Source organism: Bordetella petrii, from assembly GCF_000067205.1.
GTDB classification, from domain to species: Bacteria; Pseudomonadota; Gammaproteobacteria; order Burkholderiales; family Burkholderiaceae_B; genus Bordetella_A; species Bordetella_A petrii.
Genome location: NC_010170.1, coordinates 3,330,029 through 3,353,840, shown reverse-complemented (window position 1 = coordinate 3,353,840; position 23,812 = coordinate 3,330,029). Strand labels below are relative to the sequence as shown.

Sequence of the window (23,812 nt, the reverse complement as noted above, 5' to 3'; positions counted from 1 at the left end):
CTCGATGGTTGCAAGCCGGCCGTCAGAACCGGTAGTTGGCCGACAGCTCGACGCGACGCCCCGCGCCCAGCAGCCATTGCGTCTGGTTGTAGTAGGCGGTTTCGGCGTACTGCTTGTCGAACACGTTGTAGGCGCGCAGCGCCAGGCTCAAGTCGGGCCGGGCTTCCCATTGCAGGGCCAGGTTGGTGGTGGTGTAAGCCGCCATTTCCAGTTCGTTGGCGCTGTCCGCATAGCGCTTGCCCACGTAGCGCAGGCCGGCGCTGGCGGTCCAGCGCGGCGCGAATTTCCAGCTGATCCACAGGTTGGCCAGGCGTTCGGGCACGTCGGGCGGCACGTTGCCGCGCCGCGATACGGCGGCGCCGCCCGAGCTGTCGGTGTAGTCGTCGTAGCGGGCATCCAGGATGGCGCCGTTGAAATCCACCCGCCAGTCGCGCGCCAGCTCCACGCCCACAGTCAGTTCCAAGCCGCGGCTGGATTGGCTGCCCACCTGCTCGCGCAGCGACGGATCGTCGGGGTCGCGCGTGACCAGGTTCTTCTTGCGGATGTGATAAGCCGCCAGGGTCCATTCGCCCTTGTCGCCCCAGAAGGTCTGCTTGATGCCCACCTCGACCTGGCGGCCCTGCGACAGGTCGAAGTCTTTGTTGGCCGGCGACAGCAGCAGCAGGCTGCCGACCGGATCGGCGGCCTGCGAATACTGGCCGTACACCGCCAGCGTGGGCAGCAGGTCGTACACCGTGCCGATGCGCCAGCCCACGTTGGTGTAGGTGCGCCGGTACGCCGTGGTGCCGGCCACCAGGTCTTCGCGCTCGAGGTCGATGTGGTCGTAGCGCACGCCGCCCAGCACCGACCAACGCTCTGTCAGCGACAGGCGGTCTTCGGCGAACAGGGCGTACTGGTCGGCGGTGTTGCGGTAGCGCGGCGTGGTGCCGGCTTCGTTGATGAATTCGCCGTGGCCGAAATCGTACGGATCCACCAGCGAGACGCCGCCATACGGCGAGTTGTTGGTGTGCTTGAGCTTGCTGCGGTTCACTTCGGCTCCCACCGACACCTGGTTGCGCAGGCCGAACAGGTGGCCGTCGAACGCCGCGTCGGTGCGCGCGCCCACCTGTGACTGGTCGTGCTGGATGGCGGTGTACGCGCTGCGCTCGATCAGGCCGCTGGCGGGCTGCCAGATGTAGTTCTCGACGTTGCGGTAGTCGCGGTCGCTGCCTATGTAGTACACGCGGCCGCGCACGGTCGTGGCCGCGTTCGGCGTCCATTCGGCCTGCAGTTCGCTGCGGCTGTCGCGATAGATGATCTTGCTGTCGGCCACGTTGTAGTTCTTGTGCCGCAGCGAATAATCGATTTCGCCGTCGATCAGCGGGGTGCCGAAGTAGCGGGCAGGCTCTTGCCAGGCATAGGCCTGCGTCAGCGTGAAGTTCAGTTCAGGCGACACGTCCAGCCGCAGCGCGGCCGTGACGGCGGCGTTTTGCGAGTCGCCCAGGCTCATGTCGGCGTTGCTGCGGTTGCCGCTGACGTCCAGCCGGTACGACCAGCGGTCGTCCAGCGCGCCGCCGCTGCCGAAGCCCAGGCGCTGGGTGTCGTGCGTGCCCACGGTGGCCTGGATCTCGTTTTCGATGGGGCCGCGCGTGGGCTTCTTGGGAATCACGTTGACCACGCCGCCGATGGCGCCTTCGCCATACAGTACCGAGGCGGGTCCGCGCAGCACTTCGATGCGGTCCACCGCCCAGGGGTCGTACACGAATGTCTGGCCCAGGCCGCCGTATTGACGCAGGCCGTCGTACAGAATGGCCACTGAGTTCGAATCGGTAAAGCCGCGCGACGACAGCGACGAGCCGCCGTTGCCGGGATGGCGGAAAGCGCTGATGCCCGGCGCCTGCGTGATGGCGTCCATGACGCTTACGTCGCCGCGTTCGCGCAGTTGTTCATTGGTGATGATGTCGAGGCTGGCGGGCGTTTCGAATGGCGTCAGGCGCAGAAACGAGCCGGTGGCCGCGGTGTCGAGCAGGCTCGAGGGCGGCGTGTCGCCGGAAACAGAGACGGCGGGCAGGGTGGCCACGGGCGGGCTGCCGGTGTTTTGTGCGCGCGCGGCCGCGGGCGCCAGCAACAGGGCCAGCGCCGTGGAAACGGCCGTGCGCCGCGACAGGACGGATGTCCTGGCGGAAAGGGTAGGCATGGAATCTCTCGGTAGAAAGGCATGGCCGTCGCCATGGGCGACGGGATGGCAGTCGCTAACCGAGCAGGAGGGGTGGGGCGCGCGCCCCGAGCGGGGCGCCAGGCGGGGTGCGGACGGCCGGCGCGGGCGGAGCGCGCGCGGCGATGCGCAGGGTGATGGTGGCCACCGGCACGACCGCGGCCGGCGCCGCCAGCAGCGGCAGCGCGGCCAGCGCCGCGCCCACCGGGCAGACGGCGGATTGCTCAGCGTGCTGGGCGTCTTGATGGTGGCCGGTCTTGTGGGGGCCTTCCACCCAGATGGGGCCCGCCGCCGAACACAACTGGATCAGGGTGGCGCCCGGGTCGGTGCTGGGCATGAAGCCCTGCGGCACCAGCGCTTTCAGCGCGAATACGCACAGCGCCACCCAGATGGCGGCGCGGCAGCGTATCGGCGAGAGGGCGCGAGCGGAGAAACGCATGATGTTGCAATTCTAAACGACAGATTGCAGCGCAATAAGCCGCATTGCTGCCGGGCGACGCGAGCCTTACCTGTGCGGTTGGCGCAGGGCGCGGCGCGGGCAGCACGCCTTCAAGGCCCGCGGCGCCCACGGCCAGCGTGTCATGCCGCGGCGCGCGCCGGGTTGCCGCGCCCGCGCCGTTCGCTGCGCACCCACCAGGCCGTCATCAGGGCGGCCAGGCCCACCACCGGCAGCATGGCGGTGTTGACCGCCTGCCAGCCGTACCGGTCCAGCGCGGGGCCGGCGGCCAGTGTGGCCAGCGCGGTGGCGGCGTAGCGCAGCATCTCGGCGGCGCCCTGCGCCCGGCCGCGTTCGGCGGGCCGGTACGATTGGGCCAGCAGGGTGGTGCCGCCCACGAACATGAAGTTCCAACCCACGCCCAGGAAGAACAGCGCGGCGTAGAACGCGGGCAGGCTGGTCGAGGCGATGGCCACCCCTGCCGAGGCGACGTTGATGGCCATGCCCAGGCCCAGCATGGTGGGCAGGCCCCAGCGCTTGACCAGTGCGCCGGCGAAGAATGCGGGGCCGTACATGCCGATCAGGTGCCACTGCATGATGTTGGCGCCGTCGTCGATGCTGTGGTGGCAGGCAACCGCCGCCAGCGGCGCGGCGGTCATCACGAACATCATCGATACCGACCCGACCACGTTGTTGGCCAGCGCCGCCACGAAAATGGGCTGGCGCGCCACGACGCGCAAGGGCCGGGCCGGCGCGGATGCTTCCCGCGGGCTGGCGGGGTCGGCCGGCACGTCGGGCAGGTCGCGGTAGGCCGCCAGCAGCAGCGCGACGGTGGCCGCGCCCAGCAAGGCCACCATCAGGTAGGCGCCGGCGAAGGTGGCAAGCGGGAACAGGTCACGGCTCCAGGCCGCCAGCGCGGGGCCGGCCACGGCGGCGATGACGCCGCCGGCCATCACCACGGCGATTGCCCGCGCCTTGGCCGCTGCCTCTACGGCGTCGGCCGCGGCCAGGCGGTAATACTGGGCAAAGGCCTGGAACACGCCCACCAGCGCGGTGCCGGCGCAGAACAGCCAGAAATCGGCATGGAAAACCGCCCACACCGACAGCAGGCCGCCCGCGGTGCCCGCCAGGCCGCCCAGCGCGAAGCCGGCGCGCCGTCCGATGCGCTGCATCAGCAGCGAGGCAAACCAGGTCACGGCCGCGCCGGCCACGGTGATCAGGGCAAACGGCAGCGTGGCCAGCGCCTTGTCCGGCGCCAGCATGTGGCCGGTCAGCGCGGTCAGGGTCAGGTCAATGGAGATGGCGGCAATGTACAGGCCCTGGCAGATGGCCAGGACACGGGCGTTGCGGCGGCCGGCATGCAGGCGGGCAAGAGCAGTCATGGAAACAGGTGCAGAGGTTGACAGGCCTCACTGTAGCGAACGATGCTATGGCATGAATGACGTATTTCCCTTGAAAATTGCCATGCCTATCCAGATCGCTTTCGTGATGACCCCCGGCTTCCAGCTGCTTGACATGGCCGGCCCGCTGTCAGTGTTCCAGGTTGCCGCCGAAGTGGCGGCCGGGCCGCGCGGCCCGGCGTATGCGCCGCTGCTGGTGTCGGCGCGCGGCGGGCGGGTGGCCAGCTCGGCCGGCGTCGAGGTGCTTACCCGCCCGTGGCGCGATGTGCGCCCCGACATTGTGCTGGTGCCGGGCGGCACAGGCCCGCGCCAGACCGGCGCCACGCCGGGCGCGCGCGCATTTCTCATGGACGCGCAGGCGCGTCGCGCGCGCCTGGCCAGCGTGTGCACCGGCGCATTCGTGCTGGCCGCGGCGGGGCTGCTGGACGGCCGCCGCGCCACCACCCATTGGCGCCATGCGGCCGAGCTGCAGCGCCGCTACCCGGATATCAAGGTCGACAGCGACAGAATCTATCTGCGCGATGAACACGTATGGACGTCGGCCGGTATTACCGCCGGCATCGACCTGGCCCTGGCCATGGTGGAAGAGGACCTGGGCGCCGACGTCGCGCGCCAGGTCGCGCGCGATATGGTGGTGTACCACCGGCGCGCGGGCGGGCAATCGCAGTTTTCGGCGCTGCAAGACCTGGCGCCTCAAAGCGAGCGCATGCGCCGGGTGCTGGGCTACATCAGGCAGCACCTTACCGCGCCGCTCAGTATTGAAGAGCTCGCCACGGCGGCCTGCCTGAGCCCGCGCCAGTTCATTCGCAGTTTCAAGGCCGAGACCGGCCAGACGCCGGCCAAGGCGGTCGAGCGCATCCGCGCCGAAGCGGCGCGCGCGCACGTCGAGGCCGGCGGCATGAGCATCGACGCCATAGCCCGCGTCACCGGCTTCGCCGATGCCGAGCGCATGCGTCGAGCGTTCGTGCGGCGCTACGGGCAGCCGCCGCAGGCCCTGCGCCGCGCGGCGCGCGAAGCGCTACTGGCCTGAATCGTCGCCGGGCTGCTGGGTGAATACGCGCACCAGCCGGGCAATGTCGTCCAGCTCCGATTGCGCGCCGCTGGCCCAGGGCGGCGTTTCGAACGGGCTGTCGGCGGGCGCCGGCGCGGCGTGGGCCTTCAGGTCGGCCAGGATATCCAGCGCCAGTTCAGTCGCTTGCGGGTTGCTGCGCGTGGACAGCGCCAGGGCCAATGCCACGGTCTGGCGCAGCGCCAGCAAACGGCCGTCGAGTTCGGTTTCCATGCGGTGCCTGTAGGGTAAAAGAGGGGTAAAGGCGCCCATTCTACGGACTGCCGCGTCATGCTAAGGTCCATGCCATGCTGCTACGCCCCGAAACCGACGCCGATGTCGCCGCCATTTTCTCCGTCACCCAAGACGCTTTCCGCCACGAGCCTTACAGCGAGCACACCGAAGGCCCGGTCATCGACGCCCTGCGCGCCGCTGGCGCGCTGGCCCTGTCGCTGGTGGCCGAAGCGCAAGGCCGGGTGGTGGGCCACGTGGCCTTCTCGCCGGTCAGCATCGCGGGGCCAGGCGGCACCACGGCCGGCTGGTACGGTCTTGGCCCTATCGCTGTGGCGCCCGACTGCCAGGGGCGCGGTATCGGTTCGATGCTGGTCATCGAAGGGTTGGCGCGCCTGCGCGGGCGCGGCGCGGCGGGCTGCGTGGTGCTGGGCCGGCCGCATTACTACAGCCGCTTCGGTTTCCAGCCGGAGGCGGCGCTGGTGCTGCCGGACGTGCCGCCCGAGTACTTCCTGGTGCAAGCCTGGCGCGGCCGCGCGCGCGGCACCGTGCGATATCACCGGGCCTTCGATACGCCGCCCGCCTGAGGCAGGCGCTTGGGTGCGGCGGGCGGTGGGAGGTAGCAGGGTAGCTTAAAAAATCGCTTGCAATTAAATAGTGCGCTATGTATTATGGCTTCCATCATGACTCGCCGACGTTCTTCCTCCGCCACTGCCCCGTCGCTGCTGCTCGACGAGCAGCTCTGCTTTGCCTTGCATTCCACCACCCTGGCCATGAACAAGGTATACCGCAAGCTGCTGCGTTCGCTGGGCCTGACGTACCCTCAGTACCTGGTGATGATGGTGCTGTGGGAACAAGACCAGCTCACGTTGTCGGACATCGGCCGCAAGCTGTTCCTTGATTCGGCCACGCTCACGCCGCTGCTCAAGCGCATGGAGGCCGCGGGGCTGGTGACGCGGCTGCGGGCCGAGCAGGACGAGCGCCAGGTCATCGTCAGCCTGACGCGCGCCGGGCGCGACCTGAAGCAAAAGGCCGCGCAAGTGCCGGTGTCGGTGCTGTGTGCCACGGAATGCGCGCCCGACGATCTTGCCGCGCTCAAGGCGCAGCTGGATCACCTGCGCGGCCGCCTGATGGCGAACGGTTGAATGTTTGTGGAGTTTTTGATGCTGCCAAATAAGTAGTGCACTATTTAATCGCTTGCAACTTGTATCCGGCCCCGGCGAGCCGTACTTTGGTGGAATCGCCGTTGTCTCTGAACCTCTCTTGAAAGGAATTGCCATGTCTCTCGAAAAAGTTGCTTATCGTGCTTATGCCAAGGCCACCGGCGGCCGCGACGGCCGTGCCGTGTCGTCCGACAACGTGCTCGACGTCAAACTGACCACCCCGCGCGAGCTGGGTGGGGCCGGCGGCAACGGCACCAACCCCGAACAACTGTTTGCCGCCGGCTATTCGGCGTGCTTCCTGGGCGCCATGAAATTCGTGGCCAACCGCGACAAGATCGCCATTCCGGCCGATGTGTCGGTGGACGGCTCGGTGGGCATCGGCCCCATCCCCAATGGCTTCGGCATTGAAGTCGAACTGAAGATCTCGCTGCCCGGCATGGCGCGCGAACAGGCCGAAGACCTGGTCCAGCGCGCCCACATCGTGTGCCCGTACTCGAATGCCACGCGCAACAATATCGACGTGACGCTCACGGTGGTCTGATCCGCCTCGCGCAACCCGGCGCGGCTTGCCGCGCCGGGCAGGGAGCCTGGCGTGGACGATAGCCGCCTGCAGTATGCCCCCCTCAATACGCTGAAGCCGGTCGACGCCGATGTGTGGGTGGTGGACGGCCCGCTCATCCGCTATGGGCCGGCCTGGCCCAAAATGCGCTTTCCCACGCGCATGACGGTGCTGCGGCTCGAAAGCGGCGGCCTGTTCATTCATTCGCCCACGACGCTCACCCCCGAGCTGCGCAGCGCCATCGAGCGCCTGGGCGAGCCGCGCTGGATCGTGGCCCCCAGCCGCATTCATTACTGGTGGGTGCCCGACTGGCATCGCGCGTTCGGACAGGCCGTGGTGTATGCCGCGCCGCGCGTGCGCGAACAAGCCGCCGGGCGCATCGATTTTCCTGTGAGGCCGCTGTGCGAGGCGGGCGGCTATCCGTGGGATGCTGAACTGGCCACGCTGCCCGTCGCCGGCAGCTACCTGACGGAGGTGGAGTTCTTTCACTACCGCAGCCGCACCTTGATTCTGACCGACCTGATCGAGAATTTCGAGCCGGACCGCCTGGGCTCGGCCTTCGCCCGCTGGCTGACCCGCCTGGGCGGCGTGCAGGACCCCGACGGCCAGATGCCGCGCGATTTGCGGCTGACCTTCGCCCGGGGCCGCGCCGAACTGCGCGCCGCCGTGCGGCAGATGATCGAATGGGATCCACGGCGCGTCATTCTGGCGCATGGCCGCTGGTACACCGACAACGGAGCGGCGGAGTTGCGCCGCGCGTTCCGCTGGCTGCTGTAATAGCCGTGGCTGCGCGCCAGCCGCGGCTTGACGCGGGCTGCGTGGATGGTAGGATGCCGGCGTCATGATCAGGCTCGTTTCTACTTCTTTTGCATTGCGCGCAGCGATTGCCGCGTTGCGGCCCACGCCGGTGGGCTCGCACGACGTGGCCGTGCGCTCGGCCTACGCGCGAGCCAAACCCGGCTAATCGGCGCGGCCCTTCCGGCCGCAGCCTCTCTCTCGATTCCCTGTTTTCGGTCTTCCAGGCCCGCCCGCTGCACGCGCGCGGGCCTGGCCACACTGCCGCCGGCGGCGTCGCGGCACAGGGTCCATAGCCATTTTTCACGCGTAGTGTCATGCAACTTACCAAGAATTTCGTCAAAGCCAAGAATCCCTGCGCCAGCGGTTATAAGTGGTTCCTGCGCGACCACCACGGCCAGGGCGATTACCAGGCCGTGCTGGATGCCCTGGTGGCCGACGGGCGCGTCGACGACGCCTGCTGGCTGCTCGACCAATTCGGCCCTACCGACAACGTGCTGGTGCTGGATTCCATCGACGCCGCCGCCATCGTGTTCGCCGGCACCCTGGTGGCGCGGCGCGGCATCTGCGTCGATACGGTGGTGCGCGCGGGCGCGCGCATTGTCAGCGGCGCAGGCGTGCGGGCTGGCGGCGCCATCGTGGCCGGCGGCAACATCGAAGCGCAGGGCAGTATCGTCTGCGATGGCGACATCCGCGCTGGCGGCGACGTCCAGGCCGGTTGGGGCATCGCCGCCGGCGCCAGGCTGGATTGCGGCGGCGTGCTGCGCGCCGCCTGGGACATCCGCACCGGGCAAGACGCGCATGCCGCCGGGGCGGTGCTGGCCGGGCAAGGGCTGGACATCGGCGGTGCGCTGCGCGGCGGGCAGGGCATCAAGACCGGCGGCGACCTGCGCGCGCAGGCCGCGGTCATGGCCGCGCGCGGCATCCAGGCGGCTGGCGAGATCGTGTGCGGCGATCACCTTGAGGCAGGCTGGGGCATCAAGGCCGGCGGCGACGTGATCGCGGACGGGGCCATCCGGGTGGGCGAGGGCATCGAGGCCGGCGGCCGCATTTTGGCCGGCCCCGGGCATGGCGTATATGCCGGGCTGCGTGTGCGCATGGATGCCTGGGAAGTCTCGGCGCGGGTCAGCGCCAGCGTCCCGCCGGCGGTGCTGGTCAGCGGCTACTGGGTGACCAACCCCGCCCAGGACGACATGGCGGCATCGGCCAGCAACCACCAGCCGCCCGCCGCGATCAGCAGCAGCACGGCGCCGGTGACTCGTTCCACGGCGGCATTGTAGCGGGCGAACCAGGCCACGGCGGCGGGGTGGCCGACGCCGGCCGCCACCAGCAGGTCCCAGCCCAGCACCACGCCGAACATCCACAGGCCGTAGGCCAGCTGCGCGCCAATCCCGGTGTGCTCACCGGCCAGCAGCGAAAACAGGCTGGCATAGAACAGGGCGTTCTTGGGATTCAGTATTCCCGACGCGAAGCCGGTGGCAAAGCGCCGGTGCCACGCGGGCGCGGCCGCTGTGCCGGGGCGGCTGGCGGCGCGCAAGGCCGTATCCGCCGGTCGGGCGTGGCGGATCAGCAATACGCCCAGGTAGGCCAGGTACACACAGCCGCCCGCCTGCAGCGCGTAAAAGAGTGGGCTGTGGGGCCGCAGCGCGGAGAACCCGCCGATGGCCAGGGCGATGAAGACGCCATTGGCGGCGGCAATGCCCAGGCATAGCGCGGCCGCCTTGCGCCAGCCGTGCAGCAGCGCGCCGCGCACGACCAGGAAAAAATCCGGGCCAGGGCTGAGCAGCGCCAGGAAGTGCGCGCCCGCCACCAGAATGAATTGTTGCCACGAAAACGCCATGCTGCCTCTCTGAATGTCGGCAGGCATTCTGGCCGCTGGCGGGCGGCGCGTATTGAAGAAAAGTGCGAATGGGATGTAACGACCGGGTGTGCCGGGGGCCGCGCGTCAGCCGCCGGCGCGCCGGTAGGCGCCCGGCGTTGCCGCCACGCGCTCTTTGAAGGCGCGCTGGAAGTGGCTTTGGTCCGCGAAGCCCAGGTCTTGCGCGATGCGGCTCAGGCTATGGCCAGCGCGCAGCAGGCGGCGGGCCTGCACGATACGCAGGTCGAGCTGGTAGGCGTGCGGCGTCATGCCGGTGGCCTGGCGGCAGGCGCGTATGAACTGATAGCGGCTCATGCCGGCCCTGGCCGCCAGGTCGGCCAGGGGCAGCGCCTGGCTGCCGGGCTCGCGCAACACGGCCAAGATGTGCTGCAGGCGCGCCGCGGGCAGGCGCGGCGCCGCGGTGCGTGGCGGCCGGCCCAGCCACGAGCGGCCGCCGATATACAGCACCAGCGCCGCTTCTTTGTCGGCGGGAGCGGCGTCGGAGAACAGCAGCGCGTTCAACTGGCAGAAGCGGTGATAGGCCGAGGGCGCGGCGCTGATGCAGGCCTGTTCGGGCAGGCCTGCGCTGGGCGCGGTTTCGCGCAGCAGCTCGGCGGTCCAGCCGGCGTCCAGGTGCAGCATCTGGTAGCTCCAGGCGGCGTCGGCATCCGGGTTGCAGGCGTGCGCGCAATGCGCCGGCACCATGACCAGGCTGCCGGGCCGCAGCCGGCGCCGCTGGCCGCCGCTGCAGAACACGCTGCCGCCGGCGTCCACGGCGCCGATCGACACGGTGTCGTGCGTGTGCGATACGTAGCAAGCGCGGCTGTGCACGGCGCGGCGGCTTTCCGCGTAGGGCAATCGCGCGTCGCGCCAGAACTCGGTGTCGGGCATGGAACAGGGCTGAGTGGAAACCGGTAGGCAGATTACCACCGGGGGGCGGCGCGATAATAGGGCTGATGACTTCCGCCAAGAAACCTTCCGGCACGCCAGCGGCAGCCGACCCCGAACCCGTGCCGCCCGAGGCGCCAGCGCCGGGCGACTGCTGCCAGAGCGGGTGTATTCCGTGCGTCTACGACGTGTACGACGAGGCCATGGAGCGCTATCGCGAACAATTGCGCGCGTGGCGCGCGCGCCACGGCCTGCCGCCTCAGGGGCAATGAGGCCGCGCGGGCCGCTAGCGTACCTGCGTCAGTTCGTAATGCGGCGCCAATGGCCCGGTGGGGCGCGAGCCGTCCTGGTACAGCTGGATCAACCGGCCCTCGGCCACGAAGTACCGCTGCCCGTCCCCGGCCTTGTCCAGGCGGATGGTGCTGCCGTCGGGCTGCCAACTGAACGTGCCGCGCACCACATTGGGATGCGGCTGGCGATCCAGGTAGCGGGTTTGCAGTTCGTAGCCGCCATGCGCCGTCAGCACCAGGCGAGTCTGGATGCCGGGACAGTCGGCGCACGGCAGCGTGCCTTCGTAGGCGCCGGCCCAGTCTAGCGAATTGCGCGCATTGTGCGCGTCGGTCAGGGCGGGGCCTTCTTTGGCGGGAGAGGGCCCGCAGGCGTCGGTGGCGGCACAGCCGGCCAGCAGGGTGGCGACAAGCAGAGAAAGCGGCGCGATGGATTTCATGCGGGTTCCTGAACGCAAAAGGCGCCTTCAAAAATAGCGCGATCGCCGCGATCCAGGTGTTACCGGGCGTACGGCGCCGCCGCCAGATCCGGGCGCTCGCGAACCATCTCGCGATACACGGCCACGGCCGCCAGCACGGTTTCCATCTGCACCGTATGCGCGTAGCGGAATGCGGGGCCGTACAGGGTTTCGTCGGGAAACTCGGATATCAACGACAGCGGCGCCATTTCCTGCTCGCTTTCGGCCACGACGCAGGCAATGCCATGCCGCGTGTCGAAACCTTTTTCCAGCGCGTGCGCCTCGTAGCTGGCGGCCTGGCGCGCATGGAAGTCCGCCAGGCCCGGCACCCGTGCCAGCCGCGCGCTGACGCCGTCGATCAACTGCCCCGCGGCATCGCTCCAACCGGGGTGATGGCGCAGCAGCAGGAAAAAGCCCTTGGGTAGCGTCCACGATTCGAACTGGCGCGGCAGGTAGCCGGACAAAGGGCGCGTCCATTCGTGCGCGGGATAGCCATGCAGGTTGATGTGCAGCCGCGCGCCGCTGCGGGCCAGCGCCGCGCGGCGGGCCTGCTGCTCGAGCATCGGCTCGCCGGCGCGGTAGGCCACGTCGTCGCCCAGGGCGCTGTAGCGCGCGGCATGGTGCATGTGGCGGGGATGGTGGGCGCACAGCTCGCGGTGCAGGGCGTAGCCATCGGGGTTCTCGCAGGCCACCAGCGCGAAATGCGCGCTGCCCGCCGCGCGCAGGGTCTGCGCCGCGCGCAGCGCGCCCACCACGCCCGAGGTTTCGTTGGCATGCTGTCCGCCCGAAATGAACACTGCCGGACCCGGACCTTGCAGATACGCGCCCTGCACTGGCCGGCCCTGGCGCGACTCGGCTTGCAGCGGTTCGCCGCCCAGCGCCAACAGGTGGGCGGCGATTTGCGCCGGCGCGAGCGGCGCCTCGACGTTGTCCAGCGGCAGCGGCGGTTCGGCAGGCACGGGTTGCGGCGCGTCGAACGCCCGGGTCGCGACACGTACGCGCGCAGGCCCGTCGGCCGGGCGCACGTCGGGCACGATCTGGCCGGGCTGCAGGCGGCGGTCGCCCGGCGGCAGCCCGGCATGGCGCTGAAAAAATTCGATCAGGGTGAAGTACAGATCTTCGTGCAGGGCTTCGTAGGTGCTTACCAGGCCCGCGTCGCCGCCAGCGTCGAATTCCATGCCGGGCAGGTCGACGCGGATGTCCAGGCGCTCGAAATGCGGGGTCCGTTCGCCCCAGTCGTGGTCGCGCACGGTCTGCACGGCGGCTTCGAAGGCTGCCTGGTATTCGGTGCGGCATGGCGCGTCGGCTGCCAGCGCGCCCGCGGCATCGCGCACGCGCAACCAGCCGGTGGGCGCCAGCAGCGGCGTACCGTCTTCGGCGCGAACGGTGGCGTTGGGCGCGAACACCCGGGCCTGCCGCTGCCGGCCGTCGCTGTACTGCAGTTCGACCTGGTAGTGCAGCTCGGCCGTGCCGGCCTCGAAGCGCAGCGCCGCCGCACCCAGCAGGTCGGCCAACGGATATGCTTCCAGTGTGTAGCGGTTGGGCCGCGTCAGCGGGTGTACTGGGTAGCGCACCGTTGCCGCCGCAAGGCCGTCCAGGTCGGCCTCTTCCAGGAAGAAGTGCAGCAGGGGCTTGTAGGCGCTGCGCAGCCGCGCCGAAATACCGGCGCTCGCCAGCCGGGCTTCGGCGGCGCGGCGCGCGGCGCATCCCTCGAACAACCAGCCTTCCAGCGTGGCCCCGCGCCAGTCGGCGCCGCCGTATTGGCGTTCCCAGGCGTGCAGGGTGCGTTCGAAGGTGGTGTCCAGCAAGATCATGGCAGTCCTTGGGGCGGGCCGGATGGTAGCTTTTGTTGCCGTTTGGAACCATCGCGCTGTGCCGCGGTCCCACGGGCGACGTTACGATAACCGCTCGCGGGCCGCCTGTCCGGCGGTCCGCCAGCCATTGCAAGGATGCACCCCATGAAAAAGACCGCGCTTTCCAGCCTGGCTGTCCTGGCGTGCCTGCTGGGCGCATTGGGCACCGCCCAGGCGCAACAGGCCCGCGAATACAGCTTCCCGTCGCACGACGGCAGCAAGTCGCCGCCTTCCACGTTGCGCATCACCGAGCAGGGGAGCGCGGCGCCCGCGCCCGTGGTGCGCGACACGCCGGAAAGCGTGGCGCAATACCAGCGTTGCCGCAACAAGGTCGACCGCGAGGCCGTCAGCAACACCGAGCTGCAGGCCGGCGTGGCCGGATGCCTGAAAGAGCTCGAGGCACGGCGCGGCCAATAGGCCTGCAGGCGGCGAATGGTAAGCTGCCTGGCTGTTTCGACACGCCCGCCGCTGCCGCCATGAATGCTTCCGACGATGCCCACCTGACCGAAACCCGGATCGACAGCCAGGCGCTGTGCGATGGCAGTTTCCTGAAGGCGCGCTGTGACACCGTGCGCCTGCCCGACGGCCGCCAGGCCCGGCGCGAGTACATCGTGCATCCGGGCGCGGTGGTCATCATTCCCATGCTGGACGACGGGCGCGTGCTGCTCGAGCGCCAGTTCCGCTATCCGGTCGGCCGCGTCATGACCGAATTTCCGGCCGGCAAGCTCGATCCGGGCGAAGACCCGCTGGGCTGCGCGCAGCGCGAACTGCTCGAAGAAACCGGATATACCGCCGGACAATGGGCTTACGCCGGCGCCATGCATCTCGCCATCGCGTATTCCACCGAGATCATCCATATTTTCTTCGCGCGCCAACTGGTGGCGGGCCAGGCCCGGCTCGACCAGGACGAATTCCTGGAAGTGCGCAGCGCCACGCCGCAAGAGCTGGCCGAAGCCTGCCGCGGCGGTCTCGTCACCGACGCCAAGACGCTGACCTGCACGCTGTGGCTGCAGAACGTGCTGGCTGGCCAATGGCCGCTCGAATGGCAGAACGCGGGATGAACCCGCAAGACCTTGAACGACTGGTGACGCGCGAGATGCCGTTTGGCAAGTACCAGGGCCGCCTGATTGCCGACCTGCCGGGGCCGTACCTGGCATGGTTCGCGCGCAAGGGCTTTCCTCCCGGCGAAATAGGCCGGCTGCTGGCCCTGATGCACGAGCTGGATCACAACGGGCTGGCGAGCCTGTTGCTGCCCCTGCGGCAAGGCGGGGCCTGAGCGTTGCTTACTCGATAAGTTGGCAGGCCGCCGCGCCGACGGCGGTGCTGGCGCCGTCGCCCAGCAATGCGCGCGCACCGCACAGCGAGCCGAACATGGCGGCGGCTTCGTGCCCCACGCCCATGACTTGCTGGCGCTCATGGCGCAGCGTTACCGGCCGGGCGCCGCGGCCGGCCAGCAGCCGGTCGTAGCGCAGATAGCCCATGCCGCGCGATAACCGCGTGGCGCCCTCGGCCTCGGCGCCGCAATGCTTGTCCAGGCCGTGGTCTTCCGGGTTGTTGTCGGCGCTGCCCAGCAGATAGACCACCTCGCGCGCCGCGTAGCGCACATACAGGCTGGCCGGATCGGAATCGGCGGCGTAGGCGGGCAGGTTCTGGGGGCCGTACGGATACTGGTTGTAGGTGGGGCAGATGCCCCGTTCGTAGGGCTCGAAGCCCGCGCCGCGGCGGCGTGGCCGCTCGTTGGTCAGGTACAGGTACGAGGGGGCGTTGGCGATGACGTAGCGCAGCGTCAGCCCGCCGCGCCGGATGGCGCCGTCCACGTCGTTGAGCACGGCATAGCGTTGCAGCAGCTGGGCCCCGCCGGAATGCCCGGCCAGCACGATGTCGGCCAGCGCCGGCAGGCGCTTGCGGTCGGCCAGCACGCGCAGCACATCGTCCAGCACCTGGAAGGCGCTGACCGGCGCCGGCCGGCCCGATGCCCGCACGCTGGCGGCGCCGCTTTCCCAACTGGCCTTGCGCCACGCGGGCCGTCCGGCGTAGGCGGCGTCGATGGGGGTGGGGAACTCCAGCGCCAGGATCAGGGTGTCGGCCCGGCGCGCGGCGTCGCGCTGCACGACGGCGTCGATGTCCTGGTACGAGCGGCGCGCGTCGCGACGGCTGCCATGCAGCACGACAATGACGCGCCGGATATCGTCCAGCGGGCCGGCGAGCTTGCGGTTGGCGTACACCGGCATGCGGTAGGCGTGCCGGGCATCGCCCAGGGCCAGGTCTTGCCAGGGTGGGGCCGGGCGAGGCGCCGCGGGCAGCGGTTCGTCGTAATTATAGGGGGGCGGCAACGGCGTCTGTGCGCGCGCGCAGCCCGCCGACAGCGCCCAGGCCAGCGCCAGGCCAGCTGCGGCGCGGCAGGGCGGACGCAGGCAGGAACGGCGCATCGGCATGGGCGGCGAAGCGCTCAGCAGTTCTCTTGGCCCAGCAGTTGCTTCAGGGCCGGCAGGTCGAGCAAACGAACTTCACGTTGGTTGATGCGAATCAAACCTTCGCGTGCAAATCTTGAAAACAGCCGGCTGGCGGTTTCCAGCGTCAGACCCAGGTAATTGCCGATTTCTTCGCGGCTCATGCGCAGCACGAATTCGGTAGACGAATAGCCCAGCGCCGCATAGCGCTGCGACAGGTTCAGCAGGAACGCGGCCAGCCGTTGTTCGGAGCGCATGCCGCCCAGCGAAGCCAGCATCTGGTACGACCGTCCCAGTTCGCGGCTCATCAGGCGGCGCATCTGGTGCTGCAGCGAGGGCAGGTGACTGGCGACCTGGTCGATTTGCGACAGGCGGATGACACAGACTTCGGAGTCTTCCATGGCCAGCGCGGTGGATACGTGCTTGCCCTCGAGCATGCCGTCCAGACCCACCACTTCGCCGGGCAGGTGAAAGCCGGTGATCTGCACATGGCCAGCGGCGTCTTCGATTTGCGTTTTCATACTGCCATAACGCACGCTGTACACCGCATCGAGCGGGTCTTGCAGGGTATAGAGCGGCTTGCCTTTTTCGACCCGGACGCGCTCTTGCACGAGTTCGTCCAGCTGTTCGACGTCGGCGGCCGCCATGCCCACCGGAATGCATACATGGCCCAGCATGCATGTAGAGCAATTCGGGGCTTCCGGCGGTAAGGGGACACGTTTTTGCATGATTTACCTTGATGCCGCTCAAGCCCTATACGCGAGCCAGCGCTTGGCGACAAATAATGATGAATCCCTATTGTATTCCTTGGAAGATAAGGTGCGTTGTAGCCGTTTTCCCATTTTTCCACGGTTTGTGGTAGCGCCGCCCGGTTTGTGGTAGCACCGCAGGTTCGATAGGGCTATGCTGCCGTAATGGCATCGCGCCATTCGTTGTGATACTACTGTTGCTCGCGCGCCACGCATCCCCCTGATGGCGCCAAGGTCTTGAAAAACTCTGCTGTGCCCGCACATGCAAGTCATCGAGCCAGCCGCGACGTCTCGCCGGTCAGGCTCCCCATCCAGCCTAACGACCACCATGCGATTCGACAAACTCACCACCAAGTTCCAGCAAGCCCTGGCCGACGCGCAAAGCTTGGCCGGCCGCAACGACCACCCCTACATTGAACCCGTGCACGTGCTCTCGGCGTTGCTGTCCGACCCGGACAGCGGCGCGTCCAGCCTGCTGGCGCGCGCCGGCGTGGCCGTCAACCGTGTCGGGGGGCCGCTCGAAGCGGCCCTGAAGGCCCTGCCGCAGGTGCAGGGCACTGACACCGTTCAGGTGGGCCGCGACCTGCAGGCCGTGCTGACCCGCACCGACAAGGAAGCCGCCCGCCGCGGCGACACCTACATCGCGAGCGAACTGTTTCTGCTGGCGCTGGCCGACGATAAGGGCCCGGCCGGCATCATCCTGCGCGACGCGGGCCTGCAGAAAAAGGCCCTGGAAGCGGCCATCGACGCCGTGCGCGGCGGCGAAAATGTATCGGCCGCCGAAGGCGAGTCCAACCGCGAGGCGCTGGCCAAGTACACGCTCGACCTCACTGACCGCGCCCGCCAGGGCAAGCTCGATCCGGTCATCGGCCGCGACGACGAAATTCGCCGCACTATCCAGATTTTGCAGCGCCGCACCAAGAACAACCCGGTGCTGATCGGCGAGCCCGGCGTGGGCAAGACCGCCATCGTGGAAGGTTTGGCGCAGCGCATCGTCAACGATGAAGTCCCCGAGACCCTGCGCGGCAAGCGCGTGCTGTCGCTCGACCTGGCGGCATTGCTGGCCGGCGCCAAGTTCCGCGGCGAGTTCGAAGAGCGCCTGAAGGCCGTGCTGAAAGAACTGGCGCAGGATGACGGCCAGAACATCGTGTTCATCGACGAGCTGCACACCATGGTGGGCGCCGGCAAGGCCGAAGGCGCCATGGACGCGGGCAACATGCTCAAGCCCGCGCTGGCACGTGGCGAGCTGCACTGCATCGGCGCCACCACGCTCGACGAATACCGCAAGTACATCGAGAAAGACGCGGCGCTCGAACGCCGCTTCCAGAAGGTGCTGGTCAACGAGCCCGATGTCGAGTCCACCATCGCGATCCTGCGCGGGCTGCAGGAACGCTATGAAATCCACCACGGCGTGGAAATCACCGACCCGGCTATCGTGGCGGCGGCCGAGCTGTCGCATCGCTACATTACCGACCGCTTCCTGCCCGACAAGGCCATCGACCTCATCGACGAGGCCGCGGCGCGTATCCGCATGGAAATCGATTCCAAGCCGGAAGTGATGGACAAGCTCGACCGCCGCATCATCCAGCTCAAGATTGAGCGCGAGGCCGTGCGCAAGGAGTCTGACGATGCGTCCAAGCGCCGCCTGGCTGTCATCGAGGAAGAGCTCGAGAAGCTGCAGCGCGAGTACAACGACTACGAGGAAATCTGGAAGGCCGAGAAGGCGTCGGTGCAGGGCACCCAGGCCATCAAGGAAGAAATCGACCGCGTGCGCGCCGACATGGCCGAGCTGCAGCGCAAGGGCCAGTTCGACAAGCTGGCCGAGCTGCAATACGGCAAGCTGCCCGAACTCGAGGCACGCCTGAAGGCGGCCGACACCGCGGAGCAGCAAGGCGAGAAGGCCGATGGCCAGCCGCGCCTGTTGCGTACCCAGGTCGGCGCAGAAGAAATCGCCGAAGTCGTGTCGCGGGCCACGGGCATTCCGGTGGCCAAGATGATGCAGGGCGAACGCGAAAAGCTGCTGCAGATGGAAGACCACCTGCACAAGCGCGTGGTGGGTCAGGACGAAGCCGTGCGGCTGGTGTCGGACGCCATCCGGCGCTCGCGCGCCGGGCTGGCCGATCCGTCGCGGCCTTACGGGTCGTTCCTGTTCCTGGGCCCCACGGGCGTGGGCAAGACCGAACTCACCCGCGCGCTGGCCGATTTCCTGTTCGATTCCGAAGAGCACATGATCCGCATCGACATGAGCGAGTTCATGGAAAAGCACTCGGTGGCCCGCCTGATCGGCGCGCCGCCCGGATATGTGGGCTACGAAGAGGGCGGCTACCTGACCGAAGCGGTGCGGCGCAAGCCGTACAGCGTGGTGCTGCTCGACGAGGTCGAGAAAGCCCACCCCGACGTCTTCAACGTGCTGCTGCAGGTGCTCGACGACGGCCGCCTGACCGACGGGCAGGGCCGCACGGTCGACTTCCGCAACACGGTCATCGTGATGACGTCGAACCTGGGGTCGCAGCATATCCAGAGCATGGCGGGCCAGCCGTACGAGGTGATCAAGGAAGTGGTGTGGGACGAGCTGAAGCAGTCGTTCCGCCCCGAATTCCTGAACCGCATCGACGAAGTGGTGGTGTTCCACGGGCTGGAAGCGCAGCACATCGAGTCGATCGCGCGCATTCAACTCAAGCGCCTGGCCGAGCGGCTCGAGCGCCAGGAAATGCGACTCGAGGTGTCCGACGCGGCGCTGGCCGAGCTGGCCCGCGCGGGGTTCGACCCGGTGTTCGGCGCCCGGCCGCTGAAGCGCGCCATCCAGCAGCAGATCGAGAACCCGGTCGCCAAGCTGATCCTGGAAGGCGAATTCGGGCCGCGCGACGTGGTGCCGGTGGATTGGCGCGACGGCAAGTTCGTGTTCACCCGCACGCTGCAGTAACGGTGTCTCGCATGCCTGGTATTTGGTCATGCCAGATGTCAGACCATGTCAGGTGCCAGCTCATGTCAGGTGTCAGGCCATGTCAGGTGCCAGCTCATGTCAGGTGTCAGGCCATGTCAGGTGTCTGACTCCGAAGGTGTCAGACTCCGAGGTGTGCAGAGCCGATCTCAGCAGTACGGTGTCAGGCACCCTTCGGGAGCCTGACACCTGGCAAATCTGCGGGAGCCTGACGCCTGTCATATGTTCGCGAGCCTGCCGCCTGGCCCAAGCCCGGCAACGGCATCAGGCCAGGTGTCTGACTCCGAAGGTGTCAGACACCGAGGTGTGCAGAGCCGATCTCAGCAGTACGGTGTCAGGCACCCTTCGGGAGCCTGACACCTGGCAAATCTGCGGGAGCCTGACACGTGGTAAATCTGCGGGAGTCTGACACCTGTCATATGTTCGCGAGCCTGCCGCCTCGCATATGTTGGCGAGCCTGCCGCCTGGCCCAAGCCTGGCAACGGCATCAGGCCAGGTGTCTGACTCCGAAGGTGTCAGACACCGAGGTGTGCAGAGCCGATCTCAGCTGTACGGTGTCAGGCACCCTTTGGGAGCCTGACACCTGGTAAATCTTCGGGAGCCTGACACCTGGTAAATCTTCGGGAACCTGACACCTGCTAAATCTTCGCGAGCCTGGCGCCTGGCACATCTTCGGGAACCTGACACTTGTTGCGTTCAGCGTTCAATACACGTCGCGCCGGTAGCGTCCGGCGCGGCGCAGCGCGGCCAGTGGTTCGGCGCCCAGTATCTGCGCCAGCGCGTCGTCCACGCCGCTGGCCATGCCTTGCAGGCTGCCGCAAACATAAATGCTCGCGCCTTCGTCCACCCAGCCGCGCACGCTGTCGGCGGCGTCCAGCAGCGCATGCTGCACGTAGCGCCGTGCCGGTGTGTCGCGCGAGAACACGGCGTCCAGCCGCTGCAGGCGGCCCTGGGCCAGCCAGCCGGCGATTTCTTCGCGCAGAAACCAATCGTGCGCTGCCTGGCGTTCGCCGAACACCAGCCAGTTGCGGAAGTGGCCCGCGGTTATGCGCGCCTTGAGCAGGGCGCGCAGCCCGGCCAGCCCGGTGCCGTTGCCCACGAGCAGCAGTGGCCGCGCGTCGGCCGGTGGATGAAAATTGGAGTTGGCGCGCAGACGCAGGTCGATCGGGTCGCCGATTTGCGCGGTGTGGGTCAGCCAGCCGCTGCCCAGGCCCAGGCTGCCGTCGGCGCCACGCATCTGCCGCACCAGCAGATGCACGCCGCCGTCCGCGGGCAGCGAGGCCACCGAGTATTCGCGATGCGGCAGCAGCGCGCCGCCGCGCCGCTCGCGCGGGCCGATCTCGGCGACATCGCCGGCCTGCCAGGCGGGCGCGCCGCCATCGGGCGCTTGCAGCACCAGGTGAAAGCATGGGCCGCCCTGGCTGCCCGGATTCAGCAGGGTACGCTGCGCCAGCCGCCATGGCTGGTAGGCGGGCGTTTCCCAGTCGGGCAGGTCCGCGCGCCCGGCCAGCAGGCCCAGGTGATGCTGCCAGTGGCGCAAGGCGGCCGGGTCGGCGTCGTCCGCCTCGACCCGATCAAATAGCGGCGTGGCGCCGCGCTCGAGCAGCCAGGCATCGAGCCGGCGGCCGAAGCCGCAGAAGTGCCGGTAGCTGCTGTCGCCCAGCGCCAGCACCGCATAGGTCAGGCCGCCCAGCAGCGGGGCGGCAGCGCCATCCAGGGCCATCAGCCGGTCGGCGAAGGCGGCGGCATTGTCGGGTGGGTCGCCTTCGCCGTAGGTGCTGGCCACCACCAGCAGGCGCGGGTGGGCGCGCAACGCGGCCAGGTCCAGTTGGCCCAGCGCCGCCACGCGGGCTTGCAAGCCCCCCAGCCGCAGCGATTCGGCGGTCTGGCGGGCCAGCGCCTCGGCCTGGCCTGTCTGGCTGGCGTGGGCCACGAGTATGGCCTGGCTGTCGGCGGGCGCGCGCAGGTCGCGCGCGGCCTGGGCCTGGATTGCCGCGTGGCGCCGCGCCCGACGCCATGCCCACAGGCACAGCAGCAGCCACAGGACAATGGCGCAGCAGGCGGCGAGCGGGCGGGGTGCCATGAAGGTGATCAGGCCGCGGCCAGGGCCGCGAAGGCCTCGCTGGCGGCGAGCCGCAGGCGCGTTCCGTCGCGCACGATGAATAGCGCGGCCAGCCGGTGCTGGCGCGCGTAGGCCAGGCCCTCGCGCTCGCCCAGCACGGTCAGCGCGGTGGCCAGCGCGTCGGCCTGCATGCAGCCCTCGTCATGCACCACGGTGACCGAGGCCACGCCGTTATCAACGGGCCGGCCCGTGCGCGGGTCGAGCGTGTGCGCATAGCGGCCGCCGGCGGCGTGCCGGTAGCGCCGGTAGTCGCCCGAGGTGGCGATGCCGCCGCCCTGCAAGGCCAGGGCCAGCGCATGGTCATCGCTGCCGTCGGGCACTTCGATGGCGACCCGCCAGGGCCGGCCGTCGGGTCGCCAGCCGCGCGCGCGCAGCTCGCCGCCCACCTCTACCAGGTAACGGGTCACGCCCGCGTCGTCCAGGGCGCGAGCCGCGCGGTCGACGCCGTAGCCTTTGGCGATGGCCGACAGATCCAGGTAGGCGCCGCCGGGCTGCCACGCGCGGCGTGCGGGTTCGTCCAGGCGGATGCGCTGCCAGCCGCAGCGTTGGCGCAAGGCGTCAATGGCCGATGCGGCGGGCGGCTCGCTTGCGTGCGGAGGCGGGCCGAAGCCCCAGGCGTTCACCAGCGGGCCCACGGTGGGATCGTAGGCGCCGCCGGTGTCGGCGGCCAGCCGCAATGCGTGCCGCAGCACGTGGAAACAGTCGGCCGGCAGCGTCTGCCAGCCCTGCGCCGCGCGGTTATAGCGCGACAGATCCGAAGCGTCGTCCCAGGTGCTCATCTGCGCGACCACGCCGTCCAGCGCTTGCTGGATGGCGGCGCGCGCCACCGCGGGCGCGAGTCCGGGCGGCAAGGCCAGCCGCGCGGACCACGTGGTGCCCATGGTGGCGCCGGCCAGCGCGGCCGGCACGGCGCTCGCCGCCGGCGCCGGCATCGCGCCGTAGCCGGGCGGCAGCGCAACCGGGCGCGGCGCGCCGGCCGGCGCATACGTAGAAGAAACCGCCATGAAACCGCCTGCGTGCCGGCCTTACGGCTGCAGCACTTCCAGGGTTGCCGCATACGACAGGCGGCGCTTGGCGGCTTTCGGCACGCTGGTCTGGTCGTCTTCGGCGCGCGCTTCGACCCAGTACAGGCCGGGCTGCGGCCATTGCACCTGGAACTTGCCGTCCGGGCCCGTCTTGGCTTCGATTTCGCCGACCTTGTCGCGATAGCGGCTGCCGCCAGGCACGATGGTCACGTCCAGCCCGGCCGCCGGCTTGCCGTCGAGCAGCATCTGGAACGTGGCGGTCTCACCCGCGTACAGGTCGTTCGGGTGCGTGACGGGCGCCAGCTCCAGGCCCTTGCCCGCCGGTTGCAGCGCGCTGGGCTTGCCGGCCGTGGCGAAGGTTTCCACCCGACCCAGGCTCTGCGAGATTTCCAAGTCTTGCGCATCGCCGGGCACGGCTGCCGCCAGGCCCTCGGGCTTGCCAAAATAGCGTTTCGGCGCGCCGTCCTGTTTCCAGCGTGCGAACACGCCGTCGTTGACCACGGCGATGCGATACGTGCCGGCTTCATTGAGCTGCACGTCGAAGGTGCTGCGCAGCTTGCCCTTGTTGAGGTTCCGGGCCTCCGCCGGCTTGCCGTCCGGCGCCTGGATCACGAGATTGTCCAGGCGCAGCGGCGCGTGGTTGAAATAGAACTTGTCGTTGCCGACGGCGGCGTCCACCGTGATCCAGTTGTCGGTGCCGGACAGCACGGTGGAAGACGGCACGATCCACACATCGTGGGCATGGGCCACGGCGGGCAGGGCGAGCGCCAGGGTGGCAACGAGTCGGGCGGCAGGTTTCATCGGGGCTCCGGTAGATCGGTGGCTGTCAGGGTTTCAGGGTCAGGGCGATGGCGCCGAGCTCGTGCTCGCCGCTGGCCGACAGTTGTTCGGCCCGCTCGGGCGGCCAGGCGAAGGGCACGCGCACCAGCTCGCGCCCGCCTACTTCGCGGGCGGCTTCCACCACCACGGCATAGCGGCCGGGCTTCAGGTTGGCCAAGGGCTTGCCGCCGCCGGCAAAAGCCAGTTCGTGCTTGCCGGCGGGGCGGGTGGCGCCGCTGACGCCATCCACCGGAAACTGCTGGTTGCGGCCGCTGCGGCGCCACCATTGGCGCATGTCCTTCAACCATTCCGCGCCTTCGTTGTTCTTCTTGGCAACGTCGTACCACACGGCCAGGTCGGCCACGACGCTCTGGTCGGAATGCTCGAGCCAGATGGCCACATACGGGCGGTGGTATTCGGCCACGTCCAGGCGGGGTATTTCAATATTGACGGCCAGGTCGGCGGCCTGCGCCGTCCGGGCGATCAGGCCGGCCAGCAGGGCCGACAGCAGCAGTTTGCGCATGGAATCTCCAGGC

At 68.8% G+C, this 23,812-nt stretch carries 26 protein-coding genes; 12 read left to right on the top strand and 14 right to left on the bottom strand.

Going from position 1 to position 23,812, the window contains the following annotated elements:
• Positions 1-22: 22 nt before the first annotated feature.
• The 3 genes from BPET_RS16200 to BPET_RS16190 all read right to left on the bottom strand — a co-directional run bounded on the left by BPET_RS16200 (position 23) and on the right by BPET_RS16190 (position 4,012).
• Positions 23-2,176 (bottom strand): TonB-dependent receptor, encoded by a 2,154-nt coding sequence (locus BPET_RS16200; RefSeq protein WP_012250096.1) that lies wholly within the window; start codon positions 2,174-2,176, stop codon positions 23-25.
• A 55-nt stretch (positions 2,177-2,231) separates the two neighbouring features.
• Entirely contained in the window at positions 2,232-2,633 is a 402-nt protein-coding gene (locus BPET_RS16195; protein WP_012250095.1) for a DUF2946 family protein, read from the bottom strand.
• Positions 2,634-2,773: 140 nt separating this feature from the next.
• Entirely contained in the window at positions 2,774-4,012 is a 1,239-nt protein-coding gene (locus tag BPET_RS16190; protein WP_012250093.1) for an MFS transporter, read from the bottom strand.
• Between the two features lie 52 nt (positions 4,013-4,064).
• Here BPET_RS16190 and BPET_RS16185 point away from each other — a divergent pair, with 52 nt between their 5' ends.
• Positions 4,065-5,060, top strand: a complete 996-nt coding sequence (locus BPET_RS16185; RefSeq protein ID WP_231852603.1) for a GlxA family transcriptional regulator — start codon at positions 4,065-4,067, stop codon at positions 5,058-5,060.
• Here the strand turns inward: BPET_RS16185 and BPET_RS16180 are convergent.
• The gene (locus tag BPET_RS16180) at positions 5,049-5,312 is read right to left on the bottom strand and encodes a hypothetical protein (RefSeq protein ID WP_041862988.1); all 264 of its coding nucleotides are present in this window, start codon (positions 5,310-5,312) and stop codon (positions 5,049-5,051) included. The genes BPET_RS16185 and BPET_RS16180 overlap by 12 nt on opposite strands.
• Before the next feature lie 74 nt (positions 5,313-5,386).
• Between BPET_RS16180 and BPET_RS16175 the strand changes: the two genes are divergently transcribed.
• The 6 genes from BPET_RS16175 (at position 5,387) to BPET_RS16155 (ending at position 9,106) form a co-directional block, all read left to right on the top strand.
• Positions 5,387-5,896 carry a GNAT family N-acetyltransferase gene (locus tag BPET_RS16175; RefSeq protein WP_012250091.1) on the top strand — a complete coding sequence of 170 codons (510 nt, stop codon included), beginning with the start codon at positions 5,387-5,389 and terminating at the stop codon, positions 5,894-5,896.
• A gap of 96 nt (positions 5,897-5,992) precedes the next feature.
• Positions 5,993-6,454 carry a MarR family winged helix-turn-helix transcriptional regulator gene (locus tag BPET_RS16170; protein WP_041864059.1) on the top strand — a complete coding sequence of 154 codons (462 nt, stop codon included), beginning with the start codon at positions 5,993-5,995 and terminating at the stop codon, positions 6,452-6,454.
• A gap of 133 nt (positions 6,455-6,587) precedes the next feature.
• Entirely contained in the window at positions 6,588-7,013 is a 426-nt protein-coding gene (locus BPET_RS16165; RefSeq protein WP_012250089.1) for an organic hydroperoxide resistance protein, read from the top strand.
• Positions 7,014-7,064: 51 nt separating this feature from the next.
• Positions 7,065-7,808 (top strand): DUF4336 domain-containing protein, encoded by a 744-nt coding sequence (locus BPET_RS16160; protein WP_012250088.1) that lies wholly within the window; start codon positions 7,065-7,067, stop codon positions 7,806-7,808.
• A 64-nt stretch (positions 7,809-7,872) separates the two neighbouring features.
• Positions 7,873-7,995 carry a hypothetical protein gene (locus BPET_RS27455; protein ID WP_269446923.1) on the top strand — a complete coding sequence of 41 codons (123 nt, stop codon included), beginning with the start codon at positions 7,873-7,875 and terminating at the stop codon, positions 7,993-7,995.
• A 148-nt stretch (positions 7,996-8,143) separates the two neighbouring features.
• Positions 8,144-9,106, top strand: coding sequence for a hypothetical protein (locus tag BPET_RS16155; protein ID WP_012250087.1), 963 nt, complete (start codon positions 8,144-8,146; stop codon positions 9,104-9,106).
• On the opposite strand, the gene BPET_RS16150 is transcribed toward BPET_RS16155, so the two are convergent.
• Both BPET_RS16150 and BPET_RS16145 read right to left on the bottom strand, forming a co-directional pair.
• Complete coding sequence (locus BPET_RS16150) at positions 8,989-9,666, bottom strand: LysE family translocator (RefSeq protein WP_012250086.1); 678 nt, start codon at positions 9,664-9,666, stop codon at positions 8,989-8,991. The two genes, BPET_RS16155 and BPET_RS16150, sit on opposite strands and share 118 nt — an antisense overlap.
• A 105-nt stretch (positions 9,667-9,771) precedes the next feature.
• On the bottom strand, positions 9,772-10,575 hold the full coding sequence (locus BPET_RS16145) for an AraC family transcriptional regulator (RefSeq protein WP_012250085.1): 804 nt from the start codon (positions 10,573-10,575) through the stop codon (positions 9,772-9,774).
• Positions 10,576-10,640: 65 nt separating this feature from the next.
• Here BPET_RS16145 and BPET_RS16140 point away from each other — a divergent pair, with 65 nt between their 5' ends.
• Positions 10,641-10,844: an oxidoreductase-like domain-containing protein gene (locus tag BPET_RS16140; RefSeq protein ID WP_012250084.1), complete on the top strand. Its 204-nt coding sequence runs from the start codon at positions 10,641-10,643 to the stop codon at positions 10,842-10,844.
• Positions 10,845-10,858: 14 nt separating this feature from the next.
• On the opposite strand, the gene BPET_RS16135 is transcribed toward BPET_RS16140, so the two are convergent.
• Together BPET_RS16135 and BPET_RS16130 are read right to left on the bottom strand one after the other, a co-directional pair.
• Complete coding sequence (locus tag BPET_RS16135) at positions 10,859-11,299, bottom strand: copper resistance protein NlpE (RefSeq protein ID WP_012250083.1); 441 nt, start codon at positions 11,297-11,299, stop codon at positions 10,859-10,861.
• A gap of 59 nt (positions 11,300-11,358) precedes the next feature.
• On the bottom strand, positions 11,359-13,131 hold the full coding sequence (locus BPET_RS16130) for a M14 family metallopeptidase (protein ID WP_012250082.1): 1,773 nt from the start codon (positions 13,129-13,131) through the stop codon (positions 11,359-11,361).
• Positions 13,132-13,275: 144 nt separating this feature from the next.
• Here BPET_RS16130 and BPET_RS16125 point away from each other — a divergent pair, with 144 nt between their 5' ends.
• From BPET_RS16125 to BPET_RS16115, 3 genes are read left to right on the top strand one after another with little or no spacing between them, the layout of a single operon-like run.
• Positions 13,276-13,587 carry a hypothetical protein gene (locus tag BPET_RS16125; protein WP_012250081.1) on the top strand — a complete coding sequence of 104 codons (312 nt, stop codon included), beginning with the start codon at positions 13,276-13,278 and terminating at the stop codon, positions 13,585-13,587.
• Between the two features lie 59 nt (positions 13,588-13,646).
• Positions 13,647-14,231, top strand: coding sequence for an NUDIX domain-containing protein (locus BPET_RS16120; RefSeq protein WP_012250080.1), 585 nt, complete (start codon positions 13,647-13,649; stop codon positions 14,229-14,231).
• A complete protein-coding gene (locus tag BPET_RS16115; protein WP_041862987.1) occupies positions 14,228-14,446 on the top strand; it encodes a DUF3820 family protein in 219 nt (72 codons plus the stop codon). Before BPET_RS16120 ends, BPET_RS16115 begins: the two co-directional genes overlap by 4 nt.
• Positions 14,447-14,453: 7 nt before the next feature.
• On the opposite strand, the gene BPET_RS16110 is transcribed toward BPET_RS16115, so the two are convergent.
• Together BPET_RS16110 and BPET_RS16105 are read right to left on the bottom strand one after the other, a co-directional pair.
• Positions 14,454-15,605 carry a hypothetical protein gene (locus BPET_RS16110; protein ID WP_012250078.1) on the bottom strand — a complete coding sequence of 384 codons (1,152 nt, stop codon included), beginning with the start codon at positions 15,603-15,605 and terminating at the stop codon, positions 14,454-14,456.
• Between the two features lie 14 nt (positions 15,606-15,619).
• Positions 15,620-16,348, bottom strand: a complete 729-nt coding sequence (locus BPET_RS16105; RefSeq protein ID WP_012250077.1) for a helix-turn-helix domain-containing protein — start codon at positions 16,346-16,348, stop codon at positions 15,620-15,622.
• Positions 16,349-16,697: 349 nt separating this feature from the next.
• Here BPET_RS16105 and clpB point away from each other — a divergent pair, with 349 nt between their 5' ends.
• The gene (clpB, locus tag BPET_RS16100; RefSeq protein ID WP_041862986.1) at positions 16,698-19,292 is read left to right on the top strand and encodes an ATP-dependent chaperone ClpB; all 2,595 of its coding nucleotides are present in this window, start codon (positions 16,698-16,700) and stop codon (positions 19,290-19,292) included.
• Between the two features lie 721 nt (positions 19,293-20,013).
• Here clpB and BPET_RS16095 read toward each other — a convergent pair.
• The 4 genes from BPET_RS16095 to BPET_RS16080 are packed head-to-tail and all read right to left on the bottom strand — an operon-like array spanning position 20,014 to position 23,799.
• Positions 20,014-21,393: a sulfite reductase subunit alpha gene (locus BPET_RS16095; RefSeq protein WP_012250075.1), complete on the bottom strand. Its 1,380-nt coding sequence runs from the start codon at positions 21,391-21,393 to the stop codon at positions 20,014-20,016.
• Positions 21,394-21,401: 8 nt separating this feature from the next.
• Positions 21,402-22,436: an FAD:protein FMN transferase gene (locus tag BPET_RS16090; RefSeq protein ID WP_012250074.1), complete on the bottom strand. Its 1,035-nt coding sequence runs from the start codon at positions 22,434-22,436 to the stop codon at positions 21,402-21,404.
• A 21-nt stretch (positions 22,437-22,457) separates the two neighbouring features.
• Positions 22,458-23,258, bottom strand: a complete 801-nt coding sequence (locus BPET_RS16085) for a DUF4198 domain-containing protein (protein ID WP_012250073.1) — start codon at positions 23,256-23,258, stop codon at positions 22,458-22,460.
• Between the two features lie 25 nt (positions 23,259-23,283).
• Positions 23,284-23,799, bottom strand: coding sequence for a DUF2271 domain-containing protein (locus tag BPET_RS16080; protein WP_012250072.1), 516 nt, complete (start codon positions 23,797-23,799; stop codon positions 23,284-23,286).
• Positions 23,800-23,812 lie beyond the last annotated feature (13 nt).

Coding starts and splice junctions, on each gene's coding strand:
- BPET_RS16200 (WP_012250096.1), bottom strand. CDS start 2,176: ATGCCTACCCTTTCCGCCAGGACATCCGTCCTGTCGCGGCGCACGGCC.
- BPET_RS16195 (WP_012250095.1), bottom strand. CDS start 2,633: ATGCGTTTCTCCGCTCGCGCCCTCTCGCCGATACGCTGCCGCGCCGCC.
- BPET_RS16190 (WP_012250093.1), bottom strand. CDS start 4,012: ATGACTGCTCTTGCCCGCCTGCATGCCGGCCGCCGCAACGCCCGTGTC.
- BPET_RS16185 (WP_231852603.1), top strand. CDS start 4,065: ATGAATGACGTATTTCCCTTGAAAATTGCCATGCCTATCCAGATCGCT.
- BPET_RS16180 (WP_041862988.1), bottom strand. CDS start 5,312: ATGGAAACCGAACTCGACGGCCGTTTGCTGGCGCTGCGCCAGACCGTG.
- BPET_RS16175 (WP_012250091.1), top strand. CDS start 5,387: ATGCTGCTACGCCCCGAAACCGACGCCGATGTCGCCGCCATTTTCTCC.
- BPET_RS16170 (WP_041864059.1), top strand. CDS start 5,993: ATGACTCGCCGACGTTCTTCCTCCGCCACTGCCCCGTCGCTGCTGCTC.
- BPET_RS16165 (WP_012250089.1), top strand. CDS start 6,588: ATGTCTCTCGAAAAAGTTGCTTATCGTGCTTATGCCAAGGCCACCGGC.
- BPET_RS27455 (WP_269446923.1), top strand. CDS start 7,873: ATGATCAGGCTCGTTTCTACTTCTTTTGCATTGCGCGCAGCGATTGCC.
- BPET_RS16155 (WP_012250087.1), top strand. CDS start 8,144: ATGCAACTTACCAAGAATTTCGTCAAAGCCAAGAATCCCTGCGCCAGC.
- BPET_RS16150 (WP_012250086.1), bottom strand. CDS start 9,666: ATGGCGTTTTCGTGGCAACAATTCATTCTGGTGGCGGGCGCGCACTTC.
- BPET_RS16145 (WP_012250085.1), bottom strand. CDS start 10,575: ATGCCCGACACCGAGTTCTGGCGCGACGCGCGATTGCCCTACGCGGAA.
- BPET_RS16140 (WP_012250084.1), top strand. CDS start 10,641: ATGACTTCCGCCAAGAAACCTTCCGGCACGCCAGCGGCAGCCGACCCC.
- BPET_RS16135 (WP_012250083.1), bottom strand. CDS start 11,299: ATGAAATCCATCGCGCCGCTTTCTCTGCTTGTCGCCACCCTGCTGGCC.
- BPET_RS16130 (WP_012250082.1), bottom strand. CDS start 13,131: ATGATCTTGCTGGACACCACCTTCGAACGCACCCTGCACGCCTGGGAA.
- BPET_RS16125 (WP_012250081.1), top strand. CDS start 13,276: ATGAAAAAGACCGCGCTTTCCAGCCTGGCTGTCCTGGCGTGCCTGCTG.
- BPET_RS16120 (WP_012250080.1), top strand. CDS start 13,647: ATGAATGCTTCCGACGATGCCCACCTGACCGAAACCCGGATCGACAGC.
- BPET_RS16115 (WP_041862987.1), top strand. CDS start 14,228: ATGAACCCGCAAGACCTTGAACGACTGGTGACGCGCGAGATGCCGTTT.
- BPET_RS16110 (WP_012250078.1), bottom strand. CDS start 15,605: ATGCCGATGCGCCGTTCCTGCCTGCGTCCGCCCTGCCGCGCCGCAGCT.
- BPET_RS16105 (WP_012250077.1), bottom strand. CDS start 16,348: ATGCAAAAACGTGTCCCCTTACCGCCGGAAGCCCCGAATTGCTCTACA.
- clpB (WP_041862986.1), top strand. CDS start 16,698: ATGCGATTCGACAAACTCACCACCAAGTTCCAGCAAGCCCTGGCCGAC.
- BPET_RS16095 (WP_012250075.1), bottom strand. CDS start 21,393: ATGGCACCCCGCCCGCTCGCCGCCTGCTGCGCCATTGTCCTGTGGCTG.
- BPET_RS16090 (WP_012250074.1), bottom strand. CDS start 22,436: ATGGCGGTTTCTTCTACGTATGCGCCGGCCGGCGCGCCGCGCCCGGTT.
- BPET_RS16085 (WP_012250073.1), bottom strand. CDS start 23,258: ATGAAACCTGCCGCCCGACTCGTTGCCACCCTGGCGCTCGCCCTGCCC.
- BPET_RS16080 (WP_012250072.1), bottom strand. CDS start 23,799: ATGCGCAAACTGCTGCTGTCGGCCCTGCTGGCCGGCCTGATCGCCCGG.